The following is a 22,069-nucleotide window of genomic DNA, read 5'->3' as shown; positions in this document are numbered from 1 at the left end:
CGATCACGACTAGCGACCGATAGTGATTTCCCACTGCCCAACCCCTCCGTTACGGCTCTCATCCTCCGTCCAAACAACTACAATTTTGCTGCAAAGAGAAGTGCTCCACACTTATTCCGTGCGCCACAGTCAGCTGGGATAATGATTGCGCCGGGCTGGCTTATTCAGCCGATTGCTTCCCCTTCACCAATGAACCCAACCTCCTCCGCCGACAAGAACAGCAGCACCACATCGCTCATGCCGAGCAGCGGCGTGAAGGTGACGATGGTGATGCCGCCGGTGGCGTTGGTGCGGGTCAGCCCTTCGGAATAGATGTCGAGCGGCGGTTCCTCGTCGAACCAGACGCCGTGCAGCGTTTCGCCCTGCCATTTCTCGCGACCCTTCTCGTAGCTCTTGAACGACAGCACCGATTCGTCGGCCTGGACATCGCCGCCGCCGCCCCAGCGCACCACGACGCTGTCGAGCGCGCCCGGCGCCCGTCCCGCCATCGTGCTGACGAGGGCGTCGGCCGGGATCATGCCGGTGCCCCAGGCCGCCTGCTGCTGCGGCGGGCCGATCAGGATGCGCTGCGGGTTGTCGCGCGTGCTTTCGCCGGTGACGCCGGCCGCCCACATCCGAACCGGACAATCGAAAACCTTGCCTTGCCACCAGTCGGGATAGCGGCCGGTGAGATGCATCGCCCATTCGGCGCCGCCGGCCCTGGTCTTGCCGAGCTGGTTGCCGGCCATGAACAGGCGCTCGCGATTGGTCGCGCCGGCGGCGTGGAACTCGGCCTGTCGGGGATAAGGCCGATAGGCGGCAAGCTGGTTAGTGCGGCGCCTGCGGTCCAGCTCCGCCAGCAGGCTGAGATATTCCGTCCTTGCCGCCCGGCTGTGCGAGGCCTTTTGCGAAGCCCGGCTTCTCGAGGAACGGCCTAAGGACGGCTTCGAGGCCGCGGATGCGCTGCCTGATTTCGTCATCGCTCAATGCATCCAGGTTGTTGATGTTGACATTAAGATCCTTGGGCAGCACCGACAGCACGAGCTTCAGGTACTGATCGGGCTTTTCGGCGCGCACCTCGGCGATGACGCCGGCGCCATGGGCGCGAAAATCAGCGCGGATCGCTTCGAGAAAGCCGTCAGCCAGCGTCTTCTTCGGCCGCCTGGTTCGGCTGCCGGGTGCTTGGTCGTGCGGCTGCGGATCGCCGGTAGAAGGAGCCTTGGCCATGCCCTACTCCGCCGTCCCGGCGGACATCGGCTTCTTGTTGCCTGGCCGCACGATGCGCCTGCGCGGCCGGGCCTTCTTGCCGGCCCGTGCCGACTTTGGCTTCCGCGGCTGGCTTGCCGGTTTCGCATCAGTCGTCGTGCCAGGCTTCATCGCACCGGCGTCGGGCAAGGCGTTCAGCCTTGCCCTGAGAATTGCCGCCGCCTTGTCGTCGAGTGCTCCCGACGGGAAGCCGAAGCCGCCGACCGCATCGACGGTACCGCCACGCACCATGCCGATCCGCACGCCGGCGGCGACCTGCTCGAAGCGGCCATGGCGGGCATAGGGTGCGGCGCCGGCGAACTCGCCAATAGCGCTGACGGCCTCGCGGCCGTCATCGTCGGTGATGATCGTGGCGTAACGGTTGGACATGGGGTGTTCTCTGAAATGGGCGCACGGGCGCGTTGGGAAATCTATGGACGATAGGTGGTTGCGGACCGGGATAGTCGGTCGCGTTCATTCGCGCCGACATACCTCGGCAGCACACGCAACATTCGGTCGAACAGGAGCCCGAAATGAAAAACCCGCCTCGGCGGGCGGGTCGTTGGAGCCAATTGGCACCATACCCAAATTAGTAGCATAGCTGCCGGCACAAAGCAAGAACAAAATGTGGCACGGCGGCAGAAAAATGCGCTGCCGACTTCGCATCCCCGTCGGTGAACGGATGGAAAGAGGGGCGAAAAGGCGGGGCATTGCGTGAGACTTGCGTTGATGGGATGGTGGTTGCGCTTGAGGGGAACGCGTCATGGGCAATGTCACCAGTCACTACGGCAGCGAGGGCAGCGACGGCATCGTCGATCGCATATTGGCCGCGATCCCGGGCGCCGACCCGGCCGGCAAACTCGCGGCCGCGCAACTCTATCCGTTCGATCAGTTCCATGGCCGCGAACTGACCGCCACGCAGGAGCATGCGGCCCGTCTTGCTCCTTCGCCGACAGATCGAATCCTGGATATCGGCAGCGGCATTGGCGGGCCGGCAAGGTTTCTGGCCTCGGCCTATGGCTGCGAGGTCGACGGCATCGACCTGACACCAGCCTTTGTCGCCGCGTCGAGCCGACTGACCGCACTCAGCGGACTGGCAGACAAAGTTCGCTTCCATCAGGCCGACGCAACGAAACTGCCTTTTGGCGACAGCACCTTCGATGCGGCGATCTGCTTCTATGTGGGCATGAACATCGAGAACAAAGCCTCGGTCATCGACGAGGCCTGGCGCGTGCTGAAACCGCGAGGCAGGCTGATCTGGACCGAAGCCGTGCTCGCCGGCGGCGAGCCCTACTATCCCATGCCCTGGGCGGTTTCTGCGGCGACCAGCCACCTCGCCGATCGGGAAAAATTGAAAACCCTGTTTGTCGATGCCGGATTTCGCATCGACGAAATCGTCGACGAAACCGGCGAACATGTTGAGCTGGCGCTGAAGAGAGCCAATTCCGGCATCGTGCCCTCGCCGGCGCAGCAGCAGGCAAACGAAGTCGTCATGGGCGCGGAATTCCTGCAGCGCCGCCGCAACTATATCCGAAGCCTGAGTGACGGAAAGCTCGCCTCGCTCGCCGTGATCGTCTCCAAACCGGCCTGAAAACAAAAAACCCGCCTCGGCGGGCGGGTCGTTGGAGCCAATTGGCACCATACCCAAATTAATAGCATAGCTGCCGGCACAAAGCAAGAACAAAATGTGGCACGGCGGCAGAAAAATGCGAATTCCGTTCAGCGCCTCGCCTTGTCCGCCTCCCGATTGACCTTCCAAGAAGACCGCTAGGCTGCATTCCTTCGCGCCCCTCTCTGTCCTGCCGGACATCTCCCCCACTTGGGGGGAGATCGGCTTTCGCGCCGGCTTTCGCCAATCTCCAACGTTGCAGGAAGAGCGCAACGCCGAAACCGCCAATCTCCCCACTTGAGGGGGAGATGGCCGGCAGGCCAGAGGGGGGTACTGTCCCGGGCGCTGTCCCGCCGACTTAAAGCCGGCAACACAAGCAACGTTCGATCAAAAAGAAGCCTGAAAACAAAAAACCCGCCTCGGGCGGGCGGGTCTTTGGAGCCAATTGGCACCATACCCAGATTAATAGCATAGCTGCCGGCACAAAGCAAGAACAAAATGTGGCACGGCGGCAGAAAAACCGAATTTCTCTTCGGCGCCTCGCGTTGCCCGCCAGCCACTTTGTGGGCGCGAACGCAGCGTCGGCAATTGGCGCTTCCTCCATTTGCCGAGGCATCTCACCGGCCGACGAGCAGCCGCAGCCGCGGATCAGAACAGGCATTCGCGCGTTTGAACCCCAGCCAATGGGAGCAAAAGCCATGAACGTCGCCAATCTGCAACTCGAAGGCCTGCTGATGGCCATCGCATCGATCAATCAGGTCCTGGTCCGCAAGGGCGTGGTCTCCGTCGAGGAGATAGACATCGCCTTGCGCAAGGCCGAAGCCAGCGAGACCAACGAGGAAAGGTCCGAAGGCATGTCGGCGTCGAGCCGCGATGCCGTCAACTTCCCGATCCGGTTGCTGGAGTTGGCCAATCAATGTCAGCCGGAGACGGACATGCCGTCCTTCTCGAAACTGGCGCGCATGGTCGGTCAGATCAAGGAACCTTACAACGACCAGATGTGACGCGGCGATCATAACTGACGCCGCGACAACGGCTTGCCGCGGCGGGGTCGCAAGACTGCTGGCGGCGCCTGCTAGCGGCCCTGCAGGATCTTGATCAACTTGCTGCTGTCGGCCCCCGGCGAGGAAAGCCTGCGGTAGTCCGCGTAAGTCAGCCTGCCATTAGCAACGGCATTGAAGAGCCGGCCACAAAAGGCGCTGTCGTATTTTGCGACACTGACATTCATGATTGCTGCGTAAGTCTTTCTTTCGTTGAGCGGCGTGGACCTCTCGCGTGCAATGCATTCGTTGATCGCCACGCGCTTGGTGACAGGGCTGCCTTCAAGCGTGGTATGCATCGTGTTGAATTCGCCTTCGGTCAAGGTAGTGCAGCCGGCAAGCAGAGACGTGCCGATCATGGCGGCAGCAAAACGCGTGGCGATGTTCATGAATTCCCCCTCAAGACCCATGTCTTGCTTAGCCCGCCGAAAGTTGGAAGTACAGAGGGAATGCAGGCGCATCTACAAAAAGCATAAACCTCGAACGCTCGTACTTTAGCTGTCGGTTTTATTGCGCGCGACCTGCGGATGGCCGGAATGACGGTACCCGGCCGTTCTCGATCGTCACGACGATGCTGGTGCGGATCGTGCTGCCGATCTGGCCCTGGTCGCGGTCATAGACCCGGCCGGGATCGTCGCCACCCTTCTGAGCGCCTTTACGAGAACGCCGGATGCGAGATTGGGCATCACCCCCTGCCAAGCCTCAGCGCCAGGACCCTGCCCGGCCCGTGCACGGCGGCGAACAGCAGCCCGGCCAGGAAGGTGAAGTGATCGACGAAGAAGCCGAACTCCGCCTGGTTGCCGGCCCAGTGCGACGGCCCGTGGAAGGCGAAGCCGAGGAACAGCACATAGGCGCCGGCGACGAGTGCTGCCCATGAGAAGAAGGCGCCAGTCAGGAAACATAGAACGAGGACGACCTCGAGCAGGGCTGCGCACCAGGCCAGGAACAGCGGGAACGGAAATCCAGCCGCCGCGATATAGCCGGCGGTGGCGCCGATATCGATGAATTTGAAGATCACGGCCATCAGGAAGACGGCGGCGAAGATCAGGCGGGCGATAAGGATTGCCGCGGTCTGCCACGGCGACTGAACGGTTGATTGAGCGGTTTCCAAGGTCATGATGTCCTCCCAAGAGTTACGGTGGTTGTGCCCCAAGGACGCACCACCAGCCGCAAGCCCGACATCATCCCCCGAAAAACCTGAGAGATACAAGCGCCGGCACCAAAGTGGCGCCTTCCCTTCTCCCCTTGTGGGAGAAGGTGTCGCCGAAGGCGACGGATGAGGGGTGCTCCAGCTTGGCGCCGGCGGCACTCCGTCCAACACCCCTCATCCGTCTCGGCGCTGCGCGCCGATCCACCTTCTCCCACAAGGGGAGAAGAAAGGTTGCGCTACCCCAACTTGACCCCCGGCTTGCTGATCGGCTCGCGTACCGTTCCATACTGGCTGCCCCAGCGGTCGGTCATCGCCCAGCGTATGTCCCAGAGTTCCGGGAAGAAGCGGTGGCGGGCGCCGGCTTCCAGCAATTCGACCGGCCGGCCCTTCAGCGATTTCGCGCCGAGGCCGATCGTGCGGTGGATGAGATAGAGGTGGTTGGCACGGAATTTCTGGAACAGCTCGTCGAACTCGATCAGCGCTTCGGCAACGACATAGCTGTCGCCGTGATCGTAGCCGGTATCGTAGACATCCTCGACCGAAAGGCCGCGGTCGTCGAGGTACGACGCCTTGAAGGCCCGCCACAGATCGGGCGGCAGGCGCAGCAGTTGCTTGAAGCCCGGCGATTCCTGGCCGCTGCCATTGCCGAGCTGCAGCCGGATCTGCTGGTATTCCTTGGGCGACATGGTTTCGAGCAGGTCGAGCTGCGCCGTCATCAGCCGCATCAGCCGGTGCACGCGCCCCATCAGCGTGACGATGCGATGCGTGTCCTGCTTTTCCAGGAAATCAACGACATCGACCAGCGTATAGGCGATGAGCTTCATCCACAGCTCCTCGACCTGATGAACGATCTGGAACTGCAACTCGTCGGCATTCACCATCTCGGCCAGCGGCTTCTGGCAGGCAAGCAGCCTGTCGCATTTGAGGTAGACGCCATAGTCGCGCATCTCAGGCGTTTCGATGCGGGCATAATAGTCCTGCTTGTCCATGGCCATGCTCCTTGCCCCGGCCGTTGGGCCGCAGGCGCTTGTTGGATCCCGGTCCCTCAAGTCTAATCGCTTTCTTGCCGAACATTGTCCCTTTCTGTTATTCGATTGGCGGGAAACGAAGGACGAAAATTGCCGCTGAAGCAGATTGGAAGAACGAATGATGCTGGATGCGGTCGACCGGAAGATCGTCGCGGCGCTCGAACGCGAGGCCCGTATCTCCTTTGCCGCGCTCGCCGATGAGGTCGGCTTGAGCAAGACGCCGTGCTGGAAGCGGGTCAAGGCGCTTGAGGACGCCGGCGTCATCCGCGGCTACTCGACCCGGATCGACCCGGCCAAGCTCGGCTTCGGCATCGAAGCCTTCATCCAGGTGTCGATCGATTTCGAACTGTCGGACGCCTTCGAGGCGGCGGTCAAAAAGCATCCGCTGATCCGCCGCTGCCACGCCACGACTGGCGAGGCCGACTATCTCCTGCAGATCGTCACCGTCGACATGATGGCGCTCGACAGGATGCTGCGCGAGGAGCTCAGCCGGCTGCCCGGCGTGCGGCGCACCATCACCTCGATGGCGATGCGCGAGATCAAGGGCGGCATCTCGTTCGCCAATGCCGTCGGGCATACGCAGACCAAGCGTTAGACCGGTCAGGCCCTGGTCATCAATTCGCGTCCCAGCCGCTTCGGTTGCTCGGCGCGCAGAACCACATTTGTCGTCACCGTGCCGTACCGGCCGATGCTGTCGACGATGCTTTCAAGATCGGGCGGTGACGGGACCACGACCTTGACCAGAAAACAATCCTCGCCGGTCACCCGCAGCACCTCGACCACCTCCGGCAATTGGGCGAACTTCTTCAGGCAGGCCTGGATATGCTCATGCGTGGTGCGCAGGCGGATGACCGCCATGGTGCCGAGCCCGAGCGCTGCCGAATTGATCACCGCCTTGTAACCGGTGATGACGCCGCGCTCCTCCAGCCGCTTCACCCGTTCCGAGGTGGCGGGCTGGGACAGTCCGACGCGGCGGCCAAGCTCGGAGATGCCGATGCGGCCATCCTCCTGCATGATCTCAATGATCGCCAGATCGGTGGGGTCGAGCCTTGGCCGATAATCGCCGTTCCGCATGATCGCCCTTTAATCCATCGGATTTCGTCGCTGCTTTCCGATGATCTCTCATTCCGCCACCTGGGAGAAGACCTAGAATTGCACGCGCTGCATCAGGAAAGAAGGGCTTCGCATGACCGACTTCATCATTGTGCCGGGCATCGGCGGATCGGGCGAAGCCCACTGGCAGACACGTTGGCAGCAGGCAAACCCGGCGATGCGGCGGTTCAACCCGGCGAGTTGGGACGCGCCGGACGTCGACGACTGGGTGGCTGCGCTGGAAACCGCTGTATGCCAGGCAAGGACACCGCCGGTGCTCGTCGCCCATAGCCTCGGCTGTCTGCTGGTCGTACACTGGCAGCGGATCTCCCCCCGCTCTATTGGCGGCGCGTTGCTGGTCGCGGTTCCGGACCCTGCGTCGCCGGCCTTCCCCTCCTCCGCCCGGGCCTTCGCCGACGCACCGCAACAACGGCTTCGCTTTCCGTCGCTGATTGTCGCCAGCACCAACGATCCCTACGGCTCGCTGGACTATGCCAGGGCGAAATCCGAGCGATGGGGCAGCGATCTCCATATCGCCGGACCGCTTGGCCACATCAATGGCGACAGCGGGCTCGGCGACTGGCCGGCGGGAATGGAGCTGCTGACAGCTTTTCTAGGTCAAACGCAGGCAATCGCCCGAGGCGCCGTGCTTCAGCCGTAACCGCACCAGGACGGCTATCGCGCCGCCGCCCTGATCTGGTTTGCGCCGCGCCTCAGTTCGATGCTGCGGCAGGCGTGCTGAGTTCGAGGAACGGTACGGTCGAGCCCGGGATCATCGACTTCGGCAATTCGCCGTTCCATCTCTCCGCCTTGGTCAGTTCGACCAGCAGCGGATTGTTGGCGATTGCGGCGGCGCGAGCCTTGATGGCGCCCGCGGTCGCATCGCCTTCGACCCTGGTCTTGTAGGCGCTGGCCTCGGCTTCGGCCTTGACGCTGTCGGCGCGGCCCTTGGCCTGGGTGACGGCGATATCGGCCTTGATCTTTTCCTGCTGCAGGTTCTGTTCCTGCTTCTGCACCTCGACCTGCGCCGTCATCCTGGCTTCGACCGCCTGCTCGTAGGCGTCGGAGAAGTCGATGTTCTCGACCTGCACGCTGTCGATCATCACCGGGCCGTCGGTTACCGCCGCGATGGCCTCGGCGACGTCCTTGTTGAACTTCGCCCGGTTCTGGATAACCGACACCGCGTCGTACTGGCCGAACACCGTCTTGATCTCCTGCGGTGCTTTCCTGGCAATGACGCGGTCGGCCAGTGCCTCGATCGATCCATAATTGGTGTAGACGTTGCTGACTTCGGCGGCCGGCACGTGGAAATTGACGGTGACGCGCATGTCGGCCGGTTGCTGGTCGCGCGAATAGGCCTGCATGGCCGGCAGGCCGCTGCAATCGTTCTGGTTCTCGCAGCCCCATTTGAGCACCTGCTGGCGCAGGCTGATCTTCTCGACACGCTGTAACCACGGCAGCTTGAAATGCAGTCCGGGATCAACGACCGAACTCAGCGCTCCGTTGGTCAAGAGCACGCCGCGGTCGCCCTGATCGATCGTGTACCAGGATCCAAACAGCGCAAAGACGCCGAGCGCCATGATGACAAGTGCGATCAGGCCGGAACCGATCGACCCCGATGCCATCCCCGGCTTGCCCTGCGGACGACTTGAATTGCCTTGCGTTTCGGTCATCACCCCACCCCAACCTGATTGCCCGTGCTGCTTTTGCCCACAATAGTGGCGGCATTGCAATCCTCTGGATATGGAAAGACCTTCGGGGCAGCCGGCCGGACCGGCGGGTGGTTCAGGCTGGCCAGCCGATTTCCCCTGCAGCCGCGGCTGCGGGCTGGGACGCGTTGCCTGGCGTCTGCTTCTGCCGTCCGGCATCGGTTCTGCGCTTCGGGCAATCCTCGTAGTCGTGGTCGCAGATTGCGAAGGCTTGCGCACCGGCAAGGTCGATTTCGCCACGGAACCGCTGCCGCCGCATGAAAGTTATCTGCTCATTGCAACGGGAGCACAGGACATGGCAGACGACCCGAACCGCAACGAGACCGGAGCGAGGAAATATCCGGCAAAGACGAGCCCCGACGCGGCCGACGAATTTTCGCAGGATGCGGCCGGCAACAAGCCACCTCCCGGCGGCATGGGATTGACCAGGCCGGCTGACGATTTCGACGACAGGACCCTGCATTCGGAGGGCCAGAACCCGCCGCGCGCAGCGATCCGGCCAGACGGCAAGGCCACCGCCAAGAAGCCCGGCAAGGACGCAAGACGATGAACGTCGCCAATCTCCAGCTCGAAGGATTGATGATGGCGATCGCGGCCGTCAACAACGCGCTGGTCCACAAGGGCCTGCTGTCGGTCGACGAGGTCGACATGGCGTTGCGCCGGGCCGAGGCGGCGATGACCAGCGAGGAGCGTCTCTATGAAGACATGTCGCCATCCAACCGCGACGCCGTCTGCTTTCCGCTCAGGCTGCTGCAGGCGGCCAACAATGCCCAGGGTGAAACCGGCGTACCGTCCTTTGCCGAACTGGCCAGGATGGTCGGCCGGACCAAGGAGCCCTATAACGACCAGATGTGATGGAGGACGCCATGGCCGACGACAAATCCAAGACCAAGCAGGATCGCAAACTGGTCTCAGGCGAAGAGCCTTACGAGGTCGCTGCCTTTGCCCGCAAATACGGCATACCGCAAAGCGAGGCCGCGACCATCATCAAGCGCTACGGCCCCTCGAGGAGGAAGCTCGACGCGCATATGGCGAGCCGCAACGCCTGATCCAATTCTAGCGGTGGCCGCCGTTCACGCCGGAAGCGTCCCTGCCCTGCCGCCTTGTCGAGAGTATCGGCACCGTCAGCCGTGACCTGTCGGGTTCGCCCCTGTGGGGATTCAACGCCTGGTTTTGACAGCCGCGGAATACTCTCGCGGCGCAACAACTCATTTACCTCGACGCTGTACCAGTCCGATGAGCAAAGCCGGGGGGTCGGATGCAGGAACAATTATTGCGCTACGAATGTGTCATGGAGCCGAACGGCCGATGGATGGTGTGGGACATCGTTCACGATCTGCCGGCGCAATTTTCGCAAATCGCGCTGATCGGCCTGAGCCGTCGTGAAGCGGTTTCGCTCTGCCGGCTGCTCAACGAGACGAGCCGTTCCGAGACGCGGCAGAGCCGGGCCTCCTGAGAAGCATGCTCTCAGGCCTGCCCAAGCGCGAGGGGATCTACATGCGATCGACAATATTCGGTCTGGTCCTGCTGCTGCCGGCCGCCGCCCTGGCAGAACCGATCGAGACGCAGAAGATCATCACGGCGGCGACCGGCGACTGGAACAGCGACGGCGCCGCCGATCTGGCGATGATCGTGGAGACCGAGCCCGGCCATCCCATGGACATGTATTTTTTCCTCAAGGATCGCGATGGCGATTTTCTAAAACCTGCCGGGGTCGTGCATGAACAGATTTACGGCGAATGGAAGGATTATGACCGGCCGGGCCCCGCCACATCCGACACCGAGCCCGAACTCACCGCGCTCCCCAACGGTTCGATCAAGCTCTATGTTCCGGCGATGGAGATCGGCAGCGAGCGGACCAATAAGACGCTGACGCTCGCCTGGCGCAACGGCACGTTCGTCGTCGCCGGTTTTGCCTACGATTATTGGGATTACATGGACGACAATGTTGCCGGCGACTGCGACTACAATGTGCTGACCGGCAAGGGCAAAAGCAGCAAGAAGCTGGCGGACGGCAGCACCAGGCAAGCGACCGTATCGGTCGAAGGCAAGGTCATCCCATTTGCGGAATGGACCCCGGGCACTGGCTTCAGCGCTTGCGGAGAGTGAGAGGTTTCGGTTGCCTCACTGCAGCGGCGGCTTCCACAGCAGGCTGTTGCGATCGGCGGACTTGACGCGCAGCCAGGTTTCGCGGCCATCGCGCAGCACCCGGAGCGGGATCTCGGCACCCGCCGGGCCGCTCTTCCAAAGCTTGCGATAAAAATCGGCAAGCCCATCGACCGCCGTGTCGCGGACATCCGAGATGACATCGCCTTGGCGAAGGCCCGCCTGGGCGGCTGGACCGCCCTCGGCGACGCTCATCACCACGACCTTGCCGTCGCTCTCGGCCGAGAAGGCGCCGAGCCACGGCCGCGGCGGCCTGGCGACCTGCCCGCGCGTCAGCAGATCGTCGAGGATGGGCGGCAGAAGATCGATCGGCACCACCATGTTGATGTCGGCGACCTCGCCGTTGCGGCTCATCTGCAGGCGCAGTGAACCGATGCCGAGCAGCCTGCCATCCGCGCCGATGAGGCCGGCGCCGCCCCATGAGGGGTGAGCCGGCGCCGTGAAGATCGCCTCGTCGAGCAGATATTCCCAATAGCCGGCGAATTCCTGCTTGGTGACGATCCGCGCCCGCACGGAGCGGCCGACGCCGTCGGCGAGCACGACGGGATCGCCGATCTTGGCCCTGGACGCATCGCCGAGCGCAATGGCGGGCAGCCCGAGCGGCGCCAGCGCCTGCACCAGGCCGAAGCCCGACTCCTGGTCGTAGGCGAGCGCATGGGCGGGAACGACGCGCCCGTCCTGGTCGGCCAGCCAGACCTCCTCGGCCTCGGTGATGAGATAGCCGATGGTGAGTACCAGCCCGTCGCCGCGGATGACCACGCCACTGCCCTCGCGGCGGGTGCCAAGTGTATTTGCCGTGAAGGCGTCCTCTGGCACGGTGGCGCGGACGGCCACGATGGATCGCAAAAGGGGTTCGATATTCATGCTTTGGTTCCTGGCAATGTTCGCAGCTGATATGGGCTATAGGTATGGCGCAGGTGATCAGGCGCAAGAGGTGGCGCCGGCTTTGGCGTGGACCGGCGCCGCGCCGTTCGCGCCGGGGTTTTGCAACAGCGCCGGCAGCCCTATCTGTACCTACGGCTATCCCAAGCTGCCCTATGCAAAGTTCCTCCGCCATTGCCCACGTTGATATCTGATATCCTCCCAACCCAACCCTTCCAAAGGCCTCCCAAATGAACGACTACGCAACGGACCAATACACGCCGCCAAAAGTCTGGACCTGGAACAAGGCAAATGGCGGCGCTTTCGCCAGCATCAACCGGCCGATCGCCGGCCCGACGCACGACAAGAAACTGCCGGTCGGCAAGCATCCGCTGCAGCTTTATTCGCTGGCGACACCGAACGGCGTCAAGGTGACGATCATGCTGGAGGAACTTCTGGCGCTCGGCCACAGCGGCGCCGAATACGACGCCTGGCTTATCAGGATCAACGACGGCGACCAGTTCGGCAGCGGCTTCGTCGAGGTCAACCCCAACTCGAAGATCCCGGCCATGATGGATCGCAGTGGGAAAAAGCCGGTCCGCATCTTCGAATCCGGCTCGATCCTGCTCTACCTCGCCGAAAAATTCGGCGAATTCCTGCCGACGGAGCAGCCGGCTCGCGCCGAGACGCTGTCATGGCTGTTCTGGCAGATGGGCTCGGCGCCCTATCTCGGTGGCGGCTTCGGCCATTTCTACGCCTATGCGCCGACGAAGATCGAATATGCCATCGACCGCTTCGCCATGGAAACCAAGCGGCAGATGGACGTGCTCGACCGACGCCTCGCCGAAAGCGAGTATTTAGGCGGCAGCGACTATACGATTGCCGACATTGCGGTGTGGCCCTGGTATGGCGGGCTGGCCAAGGGCCGTATGTATGACGATTCCGGCGAGTTCCTGCAGGTGGAGCAGTACAAGAACGTGCAGCGCTGGGCCGACGCCATCGACGCGCGGCCGGCGGTCAAGCGCGGCCGCATGGTCAACCGCACCTTCGGCGAGCCTTCGATGCAGCTGCACGAGCGCCATGACGCCAGCGATTTCGAGACCAAGACGCAAGACAAGCTCGCGGCGCGGCGCCAAAAGGGGAAGTAAGGGCGCGCGGCAGCATTCCCTCCCCCTTGTGGGGAGGGTTAGGGTGGGGGTCCATCTTCGTAAGAATCCAAATGCGATTGCCCCGCCACAAGGGGGGAGATCGGCAGCTTCGGCCGACTGCTCAAGCTCGCCTTCACCGCCGCCATCCACAGCCGGTCGATGTTGGCCAGGAATTTCTCGTCGAGCTTTTCGAGGTGCTTCCAGTACATGCCGTCCTCGAAGAAATAGCCGAGTTCCTTCTCGATCCTGTCGGCCTCCTCCGCCTGATCGAGCCGCAGGCCGGCAAGCATCTCGGCCTTCATTTCCGAAAGCCGCGAGGAAGAAAGCGCGCCGACTTCATCGAGCGTCAGCCGCGGGAAGACCAGCCGGCTGCGCGGCAGGTCGGATAGGTTGACGCACAGGCAGCCGCGCCGAAGCGCATGGATGAGCAGGCGGGCCGACTTCGCCTCGAGGTTGCGCAGGGTGACGTCGTTGCGCAGCGGATCGGCGCGGCCGACGCCGTAAAAATGCGTGTTGCCGGGCTGGTCGTAAATCATGTCGCAGCCAAGGAATGCCAGCACGTCCGGCTTCTGACTGTGGATCGTCCAGTAGGCCGCCGTCATCGACATGGTGCCCCCGGCATAGACGAAGCCGCCAAAGCTGTTTTGCGCCGGCACGTAATGCGAGGCGCTGAAGATCTGCGCCTGCTGCAGGGGATCGCCTTGCGGCATCCGCTCCGCCGGGAAATCGCCGGCATGGACGAGGAAATCCCAGTCGGGCCGCACGCGCCAGGCGTTGTTGATGGCGACGATCTTGCCGAAGGCCTGCTTGGGCCAGGCGGCGCAGCGCACCACATCGGGGGCGCTGCCGAGCAGTAAGATCACGTTTGGCGTTCCGTCGATCACCACAACCCTCTCGACCGGCCCAAATGCATCTGCCGCCCGGGTGAACGGCTTTATAGCCTCAACCGCCTATCGAAAACACCAGCCGGATTTAGGCTGCATCAACGAAAGGGAGCTTGCCAGCCGGTTGTAAAATATGGCCTTAGGCACGGTCGTACAAGCAGCAGGCAGGTTTTCCCGCTAGCCCAAAAACGACGATATGAGTTGGGCGATATATATTAGTTGGCTAAACTAGCGGAACGTCCAACGCACATTCCCAGAACCGAACATGTCCTGTCTAGACCATGATATCTATATGGGACATTACTGCATAAGCTGAATGCGACCTCGACGGTTCGGCGGCACAGCCCTCAGACGCCGCGGCTTTGCCGCCGCGCCTTTCGCCCCGGATCCGTAGATCAACCGGACGACGAACAGGAAATATCCAACCTGCATGACGATCAAGGTCAAGATCGTCCAGGCCAGCGTCTTCCAGATTGAACCCGTCGCAAAGTAAGTCGAGATCGCCACGATGGACGATGTGGTGGTCAGCCCCACCAGGAACTGTGGAAAGTTCATGACTTTTCTGCGCCGCCCCGAAACTCGCAACAGCCGGGACGAACTCCCCTAACCCATTACCCCGGGCCAACGTTTTCATTATTTTAGCAATTGCGCAAGCACCAAATAGAACAGCAGTTAACGCATGTTTCCGTGATCAAGGGCTGCATGTCAGGTCACCAAGGTGGGCTGGCTTGGACAGCGGCTGCGCGTCCCCTACTCCCCAGCAACCTCCCTATACGCCCTCACCGCCCCACAAAGCCCACGTATCCTCCACGTCTCCCCTTCGCGCGCCTCGAGATAGGACGGGCCGAGCGGGACTTTCCCTCCGCCGTCCGGCAGGTCCAGCACGTAGACGGGATTGCAGATGCCCGAGAGGCGCGCACGCAAGGCGCTGACCAGCGCCTGGCCCTCGGCGATCGTGGTGCGCCGGTGCGCCATTCCGCGCACGAGATCGCCGTGGTGCAGGTAATAGGGTTTGACGCCAAGGCGATACATCAGCTCGCGGCACAGCTCTTCCAGCACCTCGACCGTATCGTTCACGCCTTTCAGCAGAACGCTCTGGTTCAGCAGCACGAAGCCGCCCTGCCGCAACGTGCGGCAGGCCCGCTCGGTCGCCTCCGTGATTTCGCGTGGATGGTTGAAATGGGTGACGACAGTGACCATCAGCCGGCCCTGCAAGGCTTGAATCAACCCGCCGGTGACGCGCGACGGCAGCGCGACGGGTACGCGAGTGTGGATGCGCAACAGCCGCACATGCTGGATCGCCTCGACACGGGCGCGGATTTCCGCCAGCGCCCTGTCCGGCAGCGACAGCGGGTCGCCGCCGGTCAGGATCACCTCGCGGATTTCCGGATGGGCCGCGATATAGGCGAAGGCCGGCTCCAGCGCCTCGCGCGAAAAACCCCGGCCGATCGAGGTCAGCTGCTCCTTGCGAAAGCAGAACCGGCAATAGACCGCGCATTGATAGGTCGGGAACAACAGAACCCGGTCGGCATGTCGATGCGTCAATCTAGGCACGGGACTGAAGGCGTGGTCGGCGATCGGATCGTCGAGTTCGCCCTCCTGCTCTGCCAGTTCGTCGGGCGACGGGATGACCTGAAGCCGTATCGGATCGGCGGGGTCGTTCCAGTCGATCAGGTCGAGATAGGCCTTGGGAATGCGAACCTTGTGGCGCGTGGCCGCGGCTTTGGCCGCCGCCCGCTCGGCTGGCGACAGCGGCAGCGAATCCAGATCGCCTACCTGCCGCACGCCCTCGCGAACATCGTCCCGCCATGCGGCATCCGCCTCGCGAGCGCGCCGGTCATCGGCTGCCACGCCGGCCGCATCGACCGCCATGCTGGCGTCGGGGATGTCGGGATGTGAGGTCATCGCAGGCTCCTTGAATTTCGGGCCGGGGTACAGCATTGAAGCCAGGACTTGAAGGCAATAAGCGGTGTTTGGCCGGATTGGAGGGCGCGGCAGGAAGCCACAACCGGCCATGGTCAGAACAATCGTCCAACATCGCTGACGCAAAACATTAGCTTGCTCTTATATTAGCTTGAGCGTATACACATAAACGGCCGGTGATCTACCCCCCAACCGGTTAGGCTCGGCGCCAGTTCCCTCCCTACCCCTCAGGTCAACGACGCCGGGCCGCTCGGGCCCGCCCGGTCGCCCGCGGTCGAGACCGGATCGTCGACCTCTTCGATGTCGATCATGCCCCCTGCTCAAGCAGCACCCAGCTGAACATGCCAGCTGAACACATCGGCGATGCCCGCGTCTCTCGGCCTTCCCGTCGCCGGCCGCGGTCGCTAGTCTCGGATTGTGAAAAAGCTGGAGAACAGCGTATGGCGAACGACTTGTCGCCAAGGCTTTTGGAGATCGTCAATGCGCTGCCTTTGTGGCAGGGCATGCGAGTGCTGGAGATTGGCTGCGGACCGGGTGCTGCAGCGCGCGAGATCGCGCGCCGGATCGGCGGCGGGCACGTGCTGGCGATCGACCGCTCGGCCAAGGCCATCGCGCAGGCCGGGGCCGCCTCGCGCGCCGAGATTGCGGCAGGCCGGCTGAGCCTTCGCCAGATCGCCATCGAGGACTTCGAGTTGGAGGCCGATGAGAAGCACTTCGACATTGCCGTTGCCGTGCGCGTCGGCGCGCTGGACGGGCGTCATCCCGAAGCAGGAAAAATTGCCCTGCGACGGCTCAAGGCGGCGTTGACCGCGCAAGGCCGGCTGTTCATCGACGGCGGCGATCCGCTGCGCGAAATTGCGATACATGGCTGAGCATCTCGTGCTTGGCCTCCGGCATCGAGCGTCTACGTGACCGTGAGCGGCAGAGCCGGCCTCAGCTCCGCAACCCCGGCGCCTCCTGCCCTGTGCGCTCGACATATTCGGTATAGCCGCCGCCATAGGTGTGGATGCCCTCGGGCGTCAGTTCCAGCACCCGGTTCGACAGCGCCGCCAGGAAATGGCGGTCGTGCGAGACGAACAGCATGGTTCCCTCGTACTGCGACAGTGCCGTGATCAGCATCTCCTTGGTGGCGATGTCGAGGTGGTTGGTCGGTTCGTCCAGCACCAGCAAATTGGGCGGATCGAACAGCATCAGCGCCATCACCAGCCGCGCCTTCTCGCCGCCCGACAGCACGCGGCATTTCTTCTCGATCTCGTCGCCGGAAAAGCCGAAGCAGCCGGCCAGCGCCCTGAGCGGCGCTTGGCCGGCCTGCGGAAACGCATCTTCCAGCGTCTGGAACACGGTGCGCTCGCCCTCCAGCACTTCCATGGCGTGCTGGGCGAAATAGCCCATCTTGACGCTGGGCCCGCGCGCCACCGTGCCATTGTCCGGCTCGGAAGCGCCAGCGACCAGCTTCAGCAGCGTCGACTTGCCGGCGCCGTTGACGCCCATGATGCACCAGCGCTCGCGGCGGCGCACCTGAAAATCCAATCCCTCGTAGATCGAGCGGCTGCCATAGCCCTTGTGCACGTTCTTCAGCGTCACCACGTCCTCGCCGCAGCGCGGCGCCGGCTGGAAGTCGAACGATACCTTCTGGCGGCGCTTGGGCGGCTCGACCCGGTCGATCTTGTCCAGCTTCTTCACCCGGCTCTGTACCTGGGCGGCATGCGAGGCACGCGCCTTGAAGCGCTCGATGAAGGCGATCTCCTTGGCCAGCATCGCCTGCTGGCGCTCGAACTGCGCCTGCTGCTGCCTGTCGGCAATCGCCCGCTGCTGCTGGTAGAATTCGTAGTTGCCGGAGTAAGCGGTCAGCGAACCGCCGTCGATCTCGACCACCTTGTTGACGATGCGGTTCATGAACTCGCGGTCGTGCGAGGTCATCAGCAGCGCGCCGTCATAGTTCTTCAGGAACTGCTCCAGCCAGATCAGGCTTTCCAGGTCGAGATGGTTGCTCGGCTCGTCGAGCAGCATGGCGTCGGGCCGCATCAAAAGGATCCTGGCCAGTGCCACGCGCATTTTCCAGCCGCCGGACAGCTTGCCGACGTCGCCGTCCATCATCTCCTGGCTGAAGCCGAGGCCGTCCAGCACCTCGCGCGCCCGGCCATCCAGCGCGTAGCCGTCGAGCTCCTCGAAGCGGTGCTGCGCCTCGCCGTAGCGGGCGATGATCTCGTCCATCTGGTCGGCCTGGTCAGGGTCGCCCATGGCGTGCTCGAGCTCGCGCATCTCGGCCGCCACTTCGCTGACCGGTCCGGCGCCGTCCATCACTTCGGCCACCGCACTGCGGCCTTCCATGTCGCCGACATCCTGGCTGAAATAGCCGATGGTGACGCCGCGATCGACCGAGACCTGGCCTTCGTCGGGCTGCTCCTCGCCGTTGATCATGCGAAACAGCGTCGTCTTGCCGGCGCCGTTAGGCCCGACCAGCCCGACCTTCTCGCCCTTCTGCAACGCGGCGGAGGCTTCGATGAAGACGATCTGCCTGCCGTTCTGCTTGCTGATGCTTTCGAGACGAATCATGGTTTCCGGGGAAGGCCAAAGGAGAGTTCCTGCGCCAATACGCGATAGACCGCGCCGGCGGAAGCCCGCAGTAGTGAGGCGCCCCGCGCCAAATTGTCTGAACCCGCCAGTTGCTTCCCGGCTGGATCAGGCTTTGACGGCGTAGGGATGAGCCGGCGGATCAGCTATCGGTCAGGGCTTTTGTCGTCGCCAGCTTGACCCCGGCGGCGGCGAATGCCGCATTGTGCCGGGCGATGATCTCCGCGGCGGTCTCGCTGGCCGCGTCGAGCGTGCTGTGGGCGTCGGAAACCACGGTGACGCCCAGGCCCGCTGCAAAGGCGCCCTTCACCGTGGCCGCCACGCAGAAATCGGTCTGCGCGCCGATCAGAACGACCTCGCCGGCGCCCTGCCCGGCCACCCATTCTGCAAGCGCGGCATTGCTGAACGCGTCGCCGACACGCTTGGCGAACGTCGGCTCGTCCCCGGCCTGGCCGAGCGCCGGCCACACCGGCCAGCCCGGCTCACCCGGCGCCAGTGGATCGCCCTGCGGCCCGTCATGCCTGATGAAGGCGACTTTGCGCCCGCTGCGCCGTGCCCATTCGATCAGCGCGCGGGTGCGGGCAACGATGCCGTCGGCATCATGGATCGGCGGTTCGGCGACACCGTCGAACATGCCGGTCTGAAGGTCAATCACGATTAGCGGCGCAGCGGCCGCGGGGCTGGTCCCTGACATGGCCGCGAACATAGCGTTGGTGGTAGGCGGGTCAAGTATCCGTCGCCGAAGCCGACGCTGGAGCTGCTGATCTCCCCCTCGTGGGGCAGGGCTATCGCAGGTGGAAAGCCGAGGCTTTCGCTCTACGATGGACCCCCACCCCTAACCCCTCCCCACAAGGGGGAGGGAGACTTCCGTTGGCGCTGACCTCGGCAAATTGCCTGCCTTTCGGCGCCAAAGGGGAAGTAAGGGCGCGCGGCAGCATTCCCTCCCCCTTGTGGGGAGGGTTAGGGTGGGGGTCCATCTTCGCAAGAATCCAAATGCGATTGCCCAGCGCAACAGTGGGGGTGTCCAAGCCCCGGCGACGAAATTGGATATCCCGCAATCAATCCGGCGCGCCGGCGAAAAGCACCATCCTATCGCCGCCGCCAGCCGGCCAGTCCCTGATGCTGCGGTCGTAGCCGCCGGTCAGCACCGTGCCGTCGGCGGCAAAGGCAACCGCATAGATCGGGCCGGACTGGCTGTCGAACATGGCGAGCTGGTTGCCGGTCTCCATGTCCCACAGCCGCGCCGTGCCGTCGAGCGAGCCTGAGAGCAGCCGCTCGCCGTCGGCTGAGAGCGCCAGGGCGTAGACGGTGCCTTCATGGCCGTCGAAACGGCGGACCTCGCGGCCGCTGTCCAGATCCCACAGCTTGATCGTGTAATCGCCGCTGCCGGTGATGACATGGTGCCCGTCGGCGGCAGCTGCCGCAGGCATCGCGGCGTTGCCGGGAGGCCGGTCGTGCGCTAGATCGCTCGCCGAGGATCTCGCTCGAGGCCAGCAATGGACGATTGGAAGCTACCTTGGGACGGCGGTTGCCTGTGCGCCGGAATACGCTTTCGCATCAGCGCCCCGCCCTTGCTGACGATGGCGTGTCACTGCACCGGCTGCCAGAAGCTGAGCGCCAGCGCATATTCCCTGACCATCGCCGTGCCGAGCGACGGTTTTGCCATAACGCAAGGCGAGCCGGTGGTCGGCGGACTGCACGGCCCGCATCGCCAGCTCTATTGCCCGCATTGCAAGAACTGGATGTTCACGCGCCCGCATGGCCTGGACTTTTTCGTCAACGTTCGTGCGACCATGCTGGACCAGCACCAATGGTACGTGCCTTTCGTCGAAGTCTTCACGTCGGAAAAGCTGCCCTGGGCTTCGACCGCCGCTAGCCACAGTTTCGCTACGCAGCCCGACCTCGAGGGATACGCCCCTCTGATCGAGGCGTTCGCCCGCGAAGCGGCGCGGCCAACTTGACTGGTTGCCGCCCGGAAAGGCGGCGCCAGCCTCCGTGCCTCACTTCAACTCCACCCAGACCGGCGCATGATCGCTGGCGCCGGTCTCGCCGCGCACGTCGCGGTCGATGCCCGCCGCTACCAGCCGGCGCGACAGCTTCTTACTGAGCAAGATATGGTCGAGGCGCAGGCCGGCATCGCGCGGCCAGCGGTTGCGGCGATAGTCCCAGAATGTGTAGAGCGTCTCGTTCGGGTGCTTCTTGCGCAGCGCGTCAAGCCAGCCCTGGTCGAGCAGCCGCTGGAACGATGCGCGGCTTTCCGGCTGGACCAGCGCGTTGTCGTCATAGGAGCGGGTCGGGTAAATGTCGCGCGGCTCGGGCACGATGTTGTAGTCGCCGGCCAGCACCACCGGCAGGCCGGTGTCGAGCAACTGCGCCGCATGCGCCTCCAGCCTTTCGTGCCAGTTGAGCTTGTACTGGAATTTCGGGCCGGGCTGCGGATTGCCGTTCGGCGCGTAGAGGCAGGCGACGACGATGCCGTTGACCGCAGCTTCGATGTAGCGCGCCTGCTGATCGCTATCGTCGCCGGGCAGCGCCTCGCGGGTCAGAACGGGTTCTGCGCCACGCGAAAGGATGGCGACGCCGTTCCAGGTCGGCTGCCCGACCCAAACCGCGCCGTAGCCGGCCGCCGCCAGCGCAGTGCGCGGAAACTGCGTCTGTCTCGCCTTGAGCTCCTGCAGGCAGGCGATGTCGGGTTTGGCGGCGGCCAGCCATGCGAGCAGGTTCGGCAGCCGGCTGTTGATGTTGTTGACGTTGAAGGTGGCGATCTTCATCGGCCTGCTTCAGCGCACGATGCGTTCGGTCCACGCCTTCACCGCATCAGCGAGCGTCTTCAGATGATCGGCGGTGGAGAAGCCGGAGATATTTTTGCGCGGCTTCAGATCATGGTCGCCGTCTTCCAGCCAGAAGATCTCGATTGCGTCGGACAGTGCATAGTTCGCGACCTCGTCTTTGGTCCCGAACTCGTCGCGCGTGCCCTGGAAGATCAATGTCGGCGTCTTGAGATCGGCGAGGTGTTTTGTCCGAAGCTGCGTCGGTTTGCCCGGTGGATGGAAGGGATAGCCGAGACAAAGCAGGCCCGAGATCTCGCCATTCGAAAACATCTCGTCGGCGATCATCGAAGCGACGCGTCCGCCCATCGACTTGCCGCCGATGATCAGCGGACCCTTCACGCCCTTCGCCCGGAGGTCGGCGATCGCCTTGACGTATTCCGGGTTAACCGTCTCGGCGCGCGGCGGCGGCTTGCGGTGGCCGTAGCGGCGAGCCGCCATGTAGTGGAATTCAAAGCGCGCGACGCGGAAGCCGGCCTCGGCCAGCGCTTTTGCCGTGGCGGTCATCGAGGCCGAGTCCATAGGAGCGCCTGCGCCATGGGCGAGCAGGATGATGATGGCGGCGGTGTCGGGGCCGTCGAAGAGGAAGGTTGTCATGGGGACTCCAACGCTGGTGACCCCTTCTCCCCTTGTGGGAGAAGGTGACCGAGCGAAGCTCGGTCGGATGAGGGGTGTTCCAGGGAACGCCGACGCCTCATTTCTTCCAACACCCCTCAACCGTCTCGGCGCTGCGCGCCGATCCACCTTCTCCCACAAGGAGGGCTTTGCATGAAGGGTGTGCTTAACCTGATTGGCCTACTGGGCGTCTTTTGAAGGCGTCTAAGGCCTCGCCC

Annotated in this window: 28 protein-coding genes and 1 pseudogene; 12 read left to right on the top strand and 17 right to left on the bottom strand. The window is 63.6% G+C overall.

Annotated elements, in window-relative coordinates; genetic code table 11:
- Positions 1–212: 212 nt before the first annotated feature.
- From NKI72_RS28960 to NKI72_RS28950, 3 genes and pseudogenes are all read right to left on the bottom strand, one after another.
- A pseudogene (locus tag NKI72_RS28960) lies at positions 213–830 on the bottom strand (terminase large subunit domain-containing protein); the annotation flags it as partial.
- Complete coding sequence (locus tag NKI72_RS28955) at positions 808–1,206, bottom strand: hypothetical protein (protein WP_352851506.1); 399 nt, start codon at positions 1,204–1,206, stop codon at positions 808–810. The gene NKI72_RS28955 and the pseudogene NKI72_RS28960, both read right to left, overlap by 23 nt.
- Positions 1,207–1,209: 3 nt before the next feature.
- Positions 1,210–1,614 carry a hypothetical protein gene (locus NKI72_RS28950; RefSeq protein WP_352851505.1) on the bottom strand — a complete coding sequence of 135 codons (405 nt, stop codon included), beginning with the start codon at positions 1,612–1,614 and terminating at the stop codon, positions 1,210–1,212.
- A 373-nt stretch (positions 1,615–1,987) separates the two neighbouring features.
- On the opposite strand from NKI72_RS28950, the gene NKI72_RS28945 reads away from it, so the two are divergent.
- Both NKI72_RS28945 and NKI72_RS28940 read left to right on the top strand, forming a co-directional pair.
- Positions 1,988–2,815 carry a class I SAM-dependent methyltransferase gene (locus tag NKI72_RS28945; protein WP_352851503.1) on the top strand — a complete coding sequence of 276 codons (828 nt, stop codon included), beginning with the start codon at positions 1,988–1,990 and terminating at the stop codon, positions 2,813–2,815.
- 716 nt (positions 2,816–3,531) lie between these two features.
- Positions 3,532–3,837 carry a hypothetical protein gene (locus NKI72_RS28940; protein ID WP_352472199.1) on the top strand — a complete coding sequence of 102 codons (306 nt, stop codon included), beginning with the start codon at positions 3,532–3,534 and terminating at the stop codon, positions 3,835–3,837.
- 71 nt (positions 3,838–3,908) lie between these two features.
- Here the strand turns inward: NKI72_RS28940 and NKI72_RS28935 are convergent, their stop codons facing one another.
- The 3 genes from NKI72_RS28935 to NKI72_RS28925 all read right to left on the bottom strand — a co-directional run bounded on the left by NKI72_RS28935 (position 3,909) and on the right by NKI72_RS28925 (position 6,012).
- Positions 3,909–4,262, bottom strand: a complete 354-nt coding sequence (locus NKI72_RS28935) for a hypothetical protein (RefSeq protein WP_352685197.1) — start codon at positions 4,260–4,262, stop codon at positions 3,909–3,911.
- A 296-nt stretch (positions 4,263–4,558) separates the two neighbouring features.
- Positions 4,559–4,990: a DoxX family protein gene (locus NKI72_RS28930; protein WP_352816941.1), complete on the bottom strand. Its 432-nt coding sequence runs from the start codon at positions 4,988–4,990 to the stop codon at positions 4,559–4,561.
- A 269-nt stretch (positions 4,991–5,259) separates the two neighbouring features.
- Positions 5,260–6,012, bottom strand: a complete 753-nt coding sequence (locus NKI72_RS28925) for a tryptophan 2,3-dioxygenase family protein (protein ID WP_352816944.1) — start codon at positions 6,010–6,012, stop codon at positions 5,260–5,262.
- 157 nt (positions 6,013–6,169) lie between these two features.
- Between NKI72_RS28925 and NKI72_RS28920 the strand changes: the two genes are divergently transcribed.
- A complete protein-coding gene (locus tag NKI72_RS28920; RefSeq protein ID WP_245274655.1) occupies positions 6,170–6,646 on the top strand; it encodes an Lrp/AsnC family transcriptional regulator in 477 nt (158 codons plus the stop codon).
- 5 nt (positions 6,647–6,651) lie between these two features.
- Here NKI72_RS28920 and NKI72_RS28915 read toward each other — a convergent pair whose 3' ends face one another.
- Positions 6,652–7,125 carry an Lrp/AsnC family transcriptional regulator gene (locus NKI72_RS28915; protein ID WP_352472087.1) on the bottom strand — a complete coding sequence of 158 codons (474 nt, stop codon included), beginning with the start codon at positions 7,123–7,125 and terminating at the stop codon, positions 6,652–6,654.
- A 112-nt stretch (positions 7,126–7,237) separates the two neighbouring features.
- Between NKI72_RS28915 and NKI72_RS28910 the strand changes: the two genes are divergently transcribed.
- Positions 7,238–7,804, top strand: coding sequence for an RBBP9/YdeN family alpha/beta hydrolase (locus NKI72_RS28910; protein ID WP_352770635.1), 567 nt, complete (start codon positions 7,238–7,240; stop codon positions 7,802–7,804).
- Positions 7,805–7,856: 52 nt separating this feature from the next.
- Here the strand turns inward: NKI72_RS28910 and NKI72_RS28905 are convergent, their stop codons facing one another.
- The gene (locus NKI72_RS28905) at positions 7,857–8,816 is read right to left on the bottom strand and encodes a prohibitin family protein (protein WP_352851502.1); all 960 of its coding nucleotides are present in this window, start codon (positions 8,814–8,816) and stop codon (positions 7,857–7,859) included.
- Between the two features lie 70 nt (positions 8,817–8,886).
- Between NKI72_RS28905 and NKI72_RS28900 the strand changes: the two genes are divergently transcribed.
- The 5 genes from NKI72_RS28900 to NKI72_RS28880 all read left to right on the top strand — a co-directional run bounded on the left by NKI72_RS28900 (position 8,887) and on the right by NKI72_RS28880 (position 10,961).
- Positions 8,887–9,402, top strand: coding sequence for a hypothetical protein (locus NKI72_RS28900; protein ID WP_352851501.1), 516 nt, complete (start codon positions 8,887–8,889; stop codon positions 9,400–9,402).
- Positions 9,399–9,707 (top strand): hypothetical protein, encoded by a 309-nt coding sequence (locus NKI72_RS28895; protein ID WP_352472092.1) that lies wholly within the window; start codon positions 9,399–9,401, stop codon positions 9,705–9,707. Before NKI72_RS28900 ends, NKI72_RS28895 begins: the two co-directional genes overlap by 4 nt.
- 11 nt (positions 9,708–9,718) lie before the next feature.
- Entirely contained in the window at positions 9,719–9,901 is a 183-nt protein-coding gene (locus tag NKI72_RS28890) for a DUF3606 domain-containing protein (RefSeq protein ID WP_023675702.1), read from the top strand.
- Between the two features lie 209 nt (positions 9,902–10,110).
- A complete protein-coding gene (locus NKI72_RS28885) occupies positions 10,111–10,308 on the top strand; it encodes a hypothetical protein (protein WP_352472094.1) in 198 nt (65 codons plus the stop codon).
- 41 nt (positions 10,309–10,349) lie between these two features.
- Positions 10,350–10,961 carry a hypothetical protein gene (locus NKI72_RS28880; RefSeq protein ID WP_352472095.1) on the top strand — a complete coding sequence of 204 codons (612 nt, stop codon included), beginning with the start codon at positions 10,350–10,352 and terminating at the stop codon, positions 10,959–10,961.
- 15 nt (positions 10,962–10,976) lie between these two features.
- Here NKI72_RS28880 and NKI72_RS28875 read toward each other — a convergent pair whose 3' ends face one another.
- Positions 10,977–11,882 carry a S1C family serine protease gene (locus tag NKI72_RS28875; protein WP_023675699.1) on the bottom strand — a complete coding sequence of 302 codons (906 nt, stop codon included), beginning with the start codon at positions 11,880–11,882 and terminating at the stop codon, positions 10,977–10,979.
- A 248-nt stretch (positions 11,883–12,130) separates the two neighbouring features.
- Here NKI72_RS28875 and yghU point away from each other — a divergent pair, with 248 nt between their 5' ends.
- Complete coding sequence (yghU, locus tag NKI72_RS28870) at positions 12,131–13,027, top strand: glutathione-dependent disulfide-bond oxidoreductase (protein WP_352851500.1); 897 nt, start codon at positions 12,131–12,133, stop codon at positions 13,025–13,027.
- A 38-nt stretch (positions 13,028–13,065) separates the two neighbouring features.
- On the opposite strand, the gene NKI72_RS28865 is transcribed toward yghU, so the two are convergent.
- From NKI72_RS28865 to NKI72_RS28855, 3 genes are all read right to left on the bottom strand, one after another.
- Positions 13,066–13,890, bottom strand: coding sequence for a hypothetical protein (locus tag NKI72_RS28865; protein ID WP_352851498.1), 825 nt, complete (start codon positions 13,888–13,890; stop codon positions 13,066–13,068).
- Positions 13,891–14,211: 321 nt separating this feature from the next.
- The gene (locus NKI72_RS28860) at positions 14,212–14,466 is read right to left on the bottom strand and encodes an exopolysaccharide production repressor protein (RefSeq protein ID WP_352472098.1); all 255 of its coding nucleotides are present in this window, start codon (positions 14,464–14,466) and stop codon (positions 14,212–14,214) included.
- Positions 14,467–14,661: 195 nt separating this feature from the next.
- Positions 14,662–15,783 (bottom strand): KamA family radical SAM protein, encoded by a 1,122-nt coding sequence (locus tag NKI72_RS28855; protein ID WP_502909001.1) that lies wholly within the window; start codon positions 15,781–15,783, stop codon positions 14,662–14,664.
- 491 nt (positions 15,784–16,274) lie between these two features.
- Here NKI72_RS28855 and NKI72_RS28850 point away from each other — a divergent pair, with 491 nt between their 5' ends.
- Complete coding sequence (locus NKI72_RS28850; protein ID WP_352851495.1) at positions 16,275–16,706, top strand: class I SAM-dependent methyltransferase; 432 nt, start codon at positions 16,275–16,277, stop codon at positions 16,704–16,706.
- 61 nt (positions 16,707–16,767) lie between these two features.
- On the opposite strand, the gene NKI72_RS28845 is transcribed toward NKI72_RS28850, so the two are convergent.
- From NKI72_RS28845 to NKI72_RS28835, 3 genes are all read right to left on the bottom strand, one after another.
- Positions 16,768–18,390 carry an ABC-F family ATP-binding cassette domain-containing protein gene (locus tag NKI72_RS28845; RefSeq protein ID WP_352472101.1) on the bottom strand — a complete coding sequence of 541 codons (1,623 nt, stop codon included), beginning with the start codon at positions 18,388–18,390 and terminating at the stop codon, positions 16,768–16,770.
- Between the two features lie 160 nt (positions 18,391–18,550).
- Entirely contained in the window at positions 18,551–19,114 is a 564-nt protein-coding gene (locus NKI72_RS28840; protein WP_352851494.1) for an isochorismatase family protein, read from the bottom strand.
- Positions 19,115–19,466: 352 nt separating this feature from the next.
- The gene (locus NKI72_RS28835) at positions 19,467–19,838 is read right to left on the bottom strand and encodes a WD40 repeat domain-containing protein (RefSeq protein ID WP_352851493.1); all 372 of its coding nucleotides are present in this window, start codon (positions 19,836–19,838) and stop codon (positions 19,467–19,469) included.
- 66 nt (positions 19,839–19,904) lie between these two features.
- Between NKI72_RS28835 and NKI72_RS28830 the strand changes: the two genes are divergently transcribed.
- Positions 19,905–20,369, top strand: coding sequence for a GFA family protein (locus NKI72_RS28830; RefSeq protein WP_352851492.1), 465 nt, complete (start codon positions 19,905–19,907; stop codon positions 20,367–20,369).
- A 39-nt stretch (positions 20,370–20,408) separates the two neighbouring features.
- Here NKI72_RS28830 and NKI72_RS28825 read toward each other — a convergent pair whose 3' ends face one another.
- On the bottom strand, positions 20,409–21,179 hold the full coding sequence (locus NKI72_RS28825; RefSeq protein WP_352472106.1) for an exodeoxyribonuclease III: 771 nt from the start codon (positions 21,177–21,179) through the stop codon (positions 20,409–20,411).
- 9 nt (positions 21,180–21,188) lie between these two features.
- Positions 21,189–21,833 (bottom strand): alpha/beta hydrolase family protein, encoded by a 645-nt coding sequence (locus tag NKI72_RS28820; RefSeq protein WP_352851491.1) that lies wholly within the window; start codon positions 21,831–21,833, stop codon positions 21,189–21,191.
- Positions 21,834–22,069: the final 236 nt, after the last annotated feature.

It is taken from the genome of Mesorhizobium sp. M0437, assembly GCF_040321335.1.
In the GTDB taxonomy this organism is placed as follows: Bacteria; Pseudomonadota; Alphaproteobacteria; order Rhizobiales; family Rhizobiaceae; genus Mesorhizobium.
The sequence above is the reverse complement of the archived record's forward strand: the minus strand, read 5'-3'. Positions and strand labels throughout refer to the sequence as shown.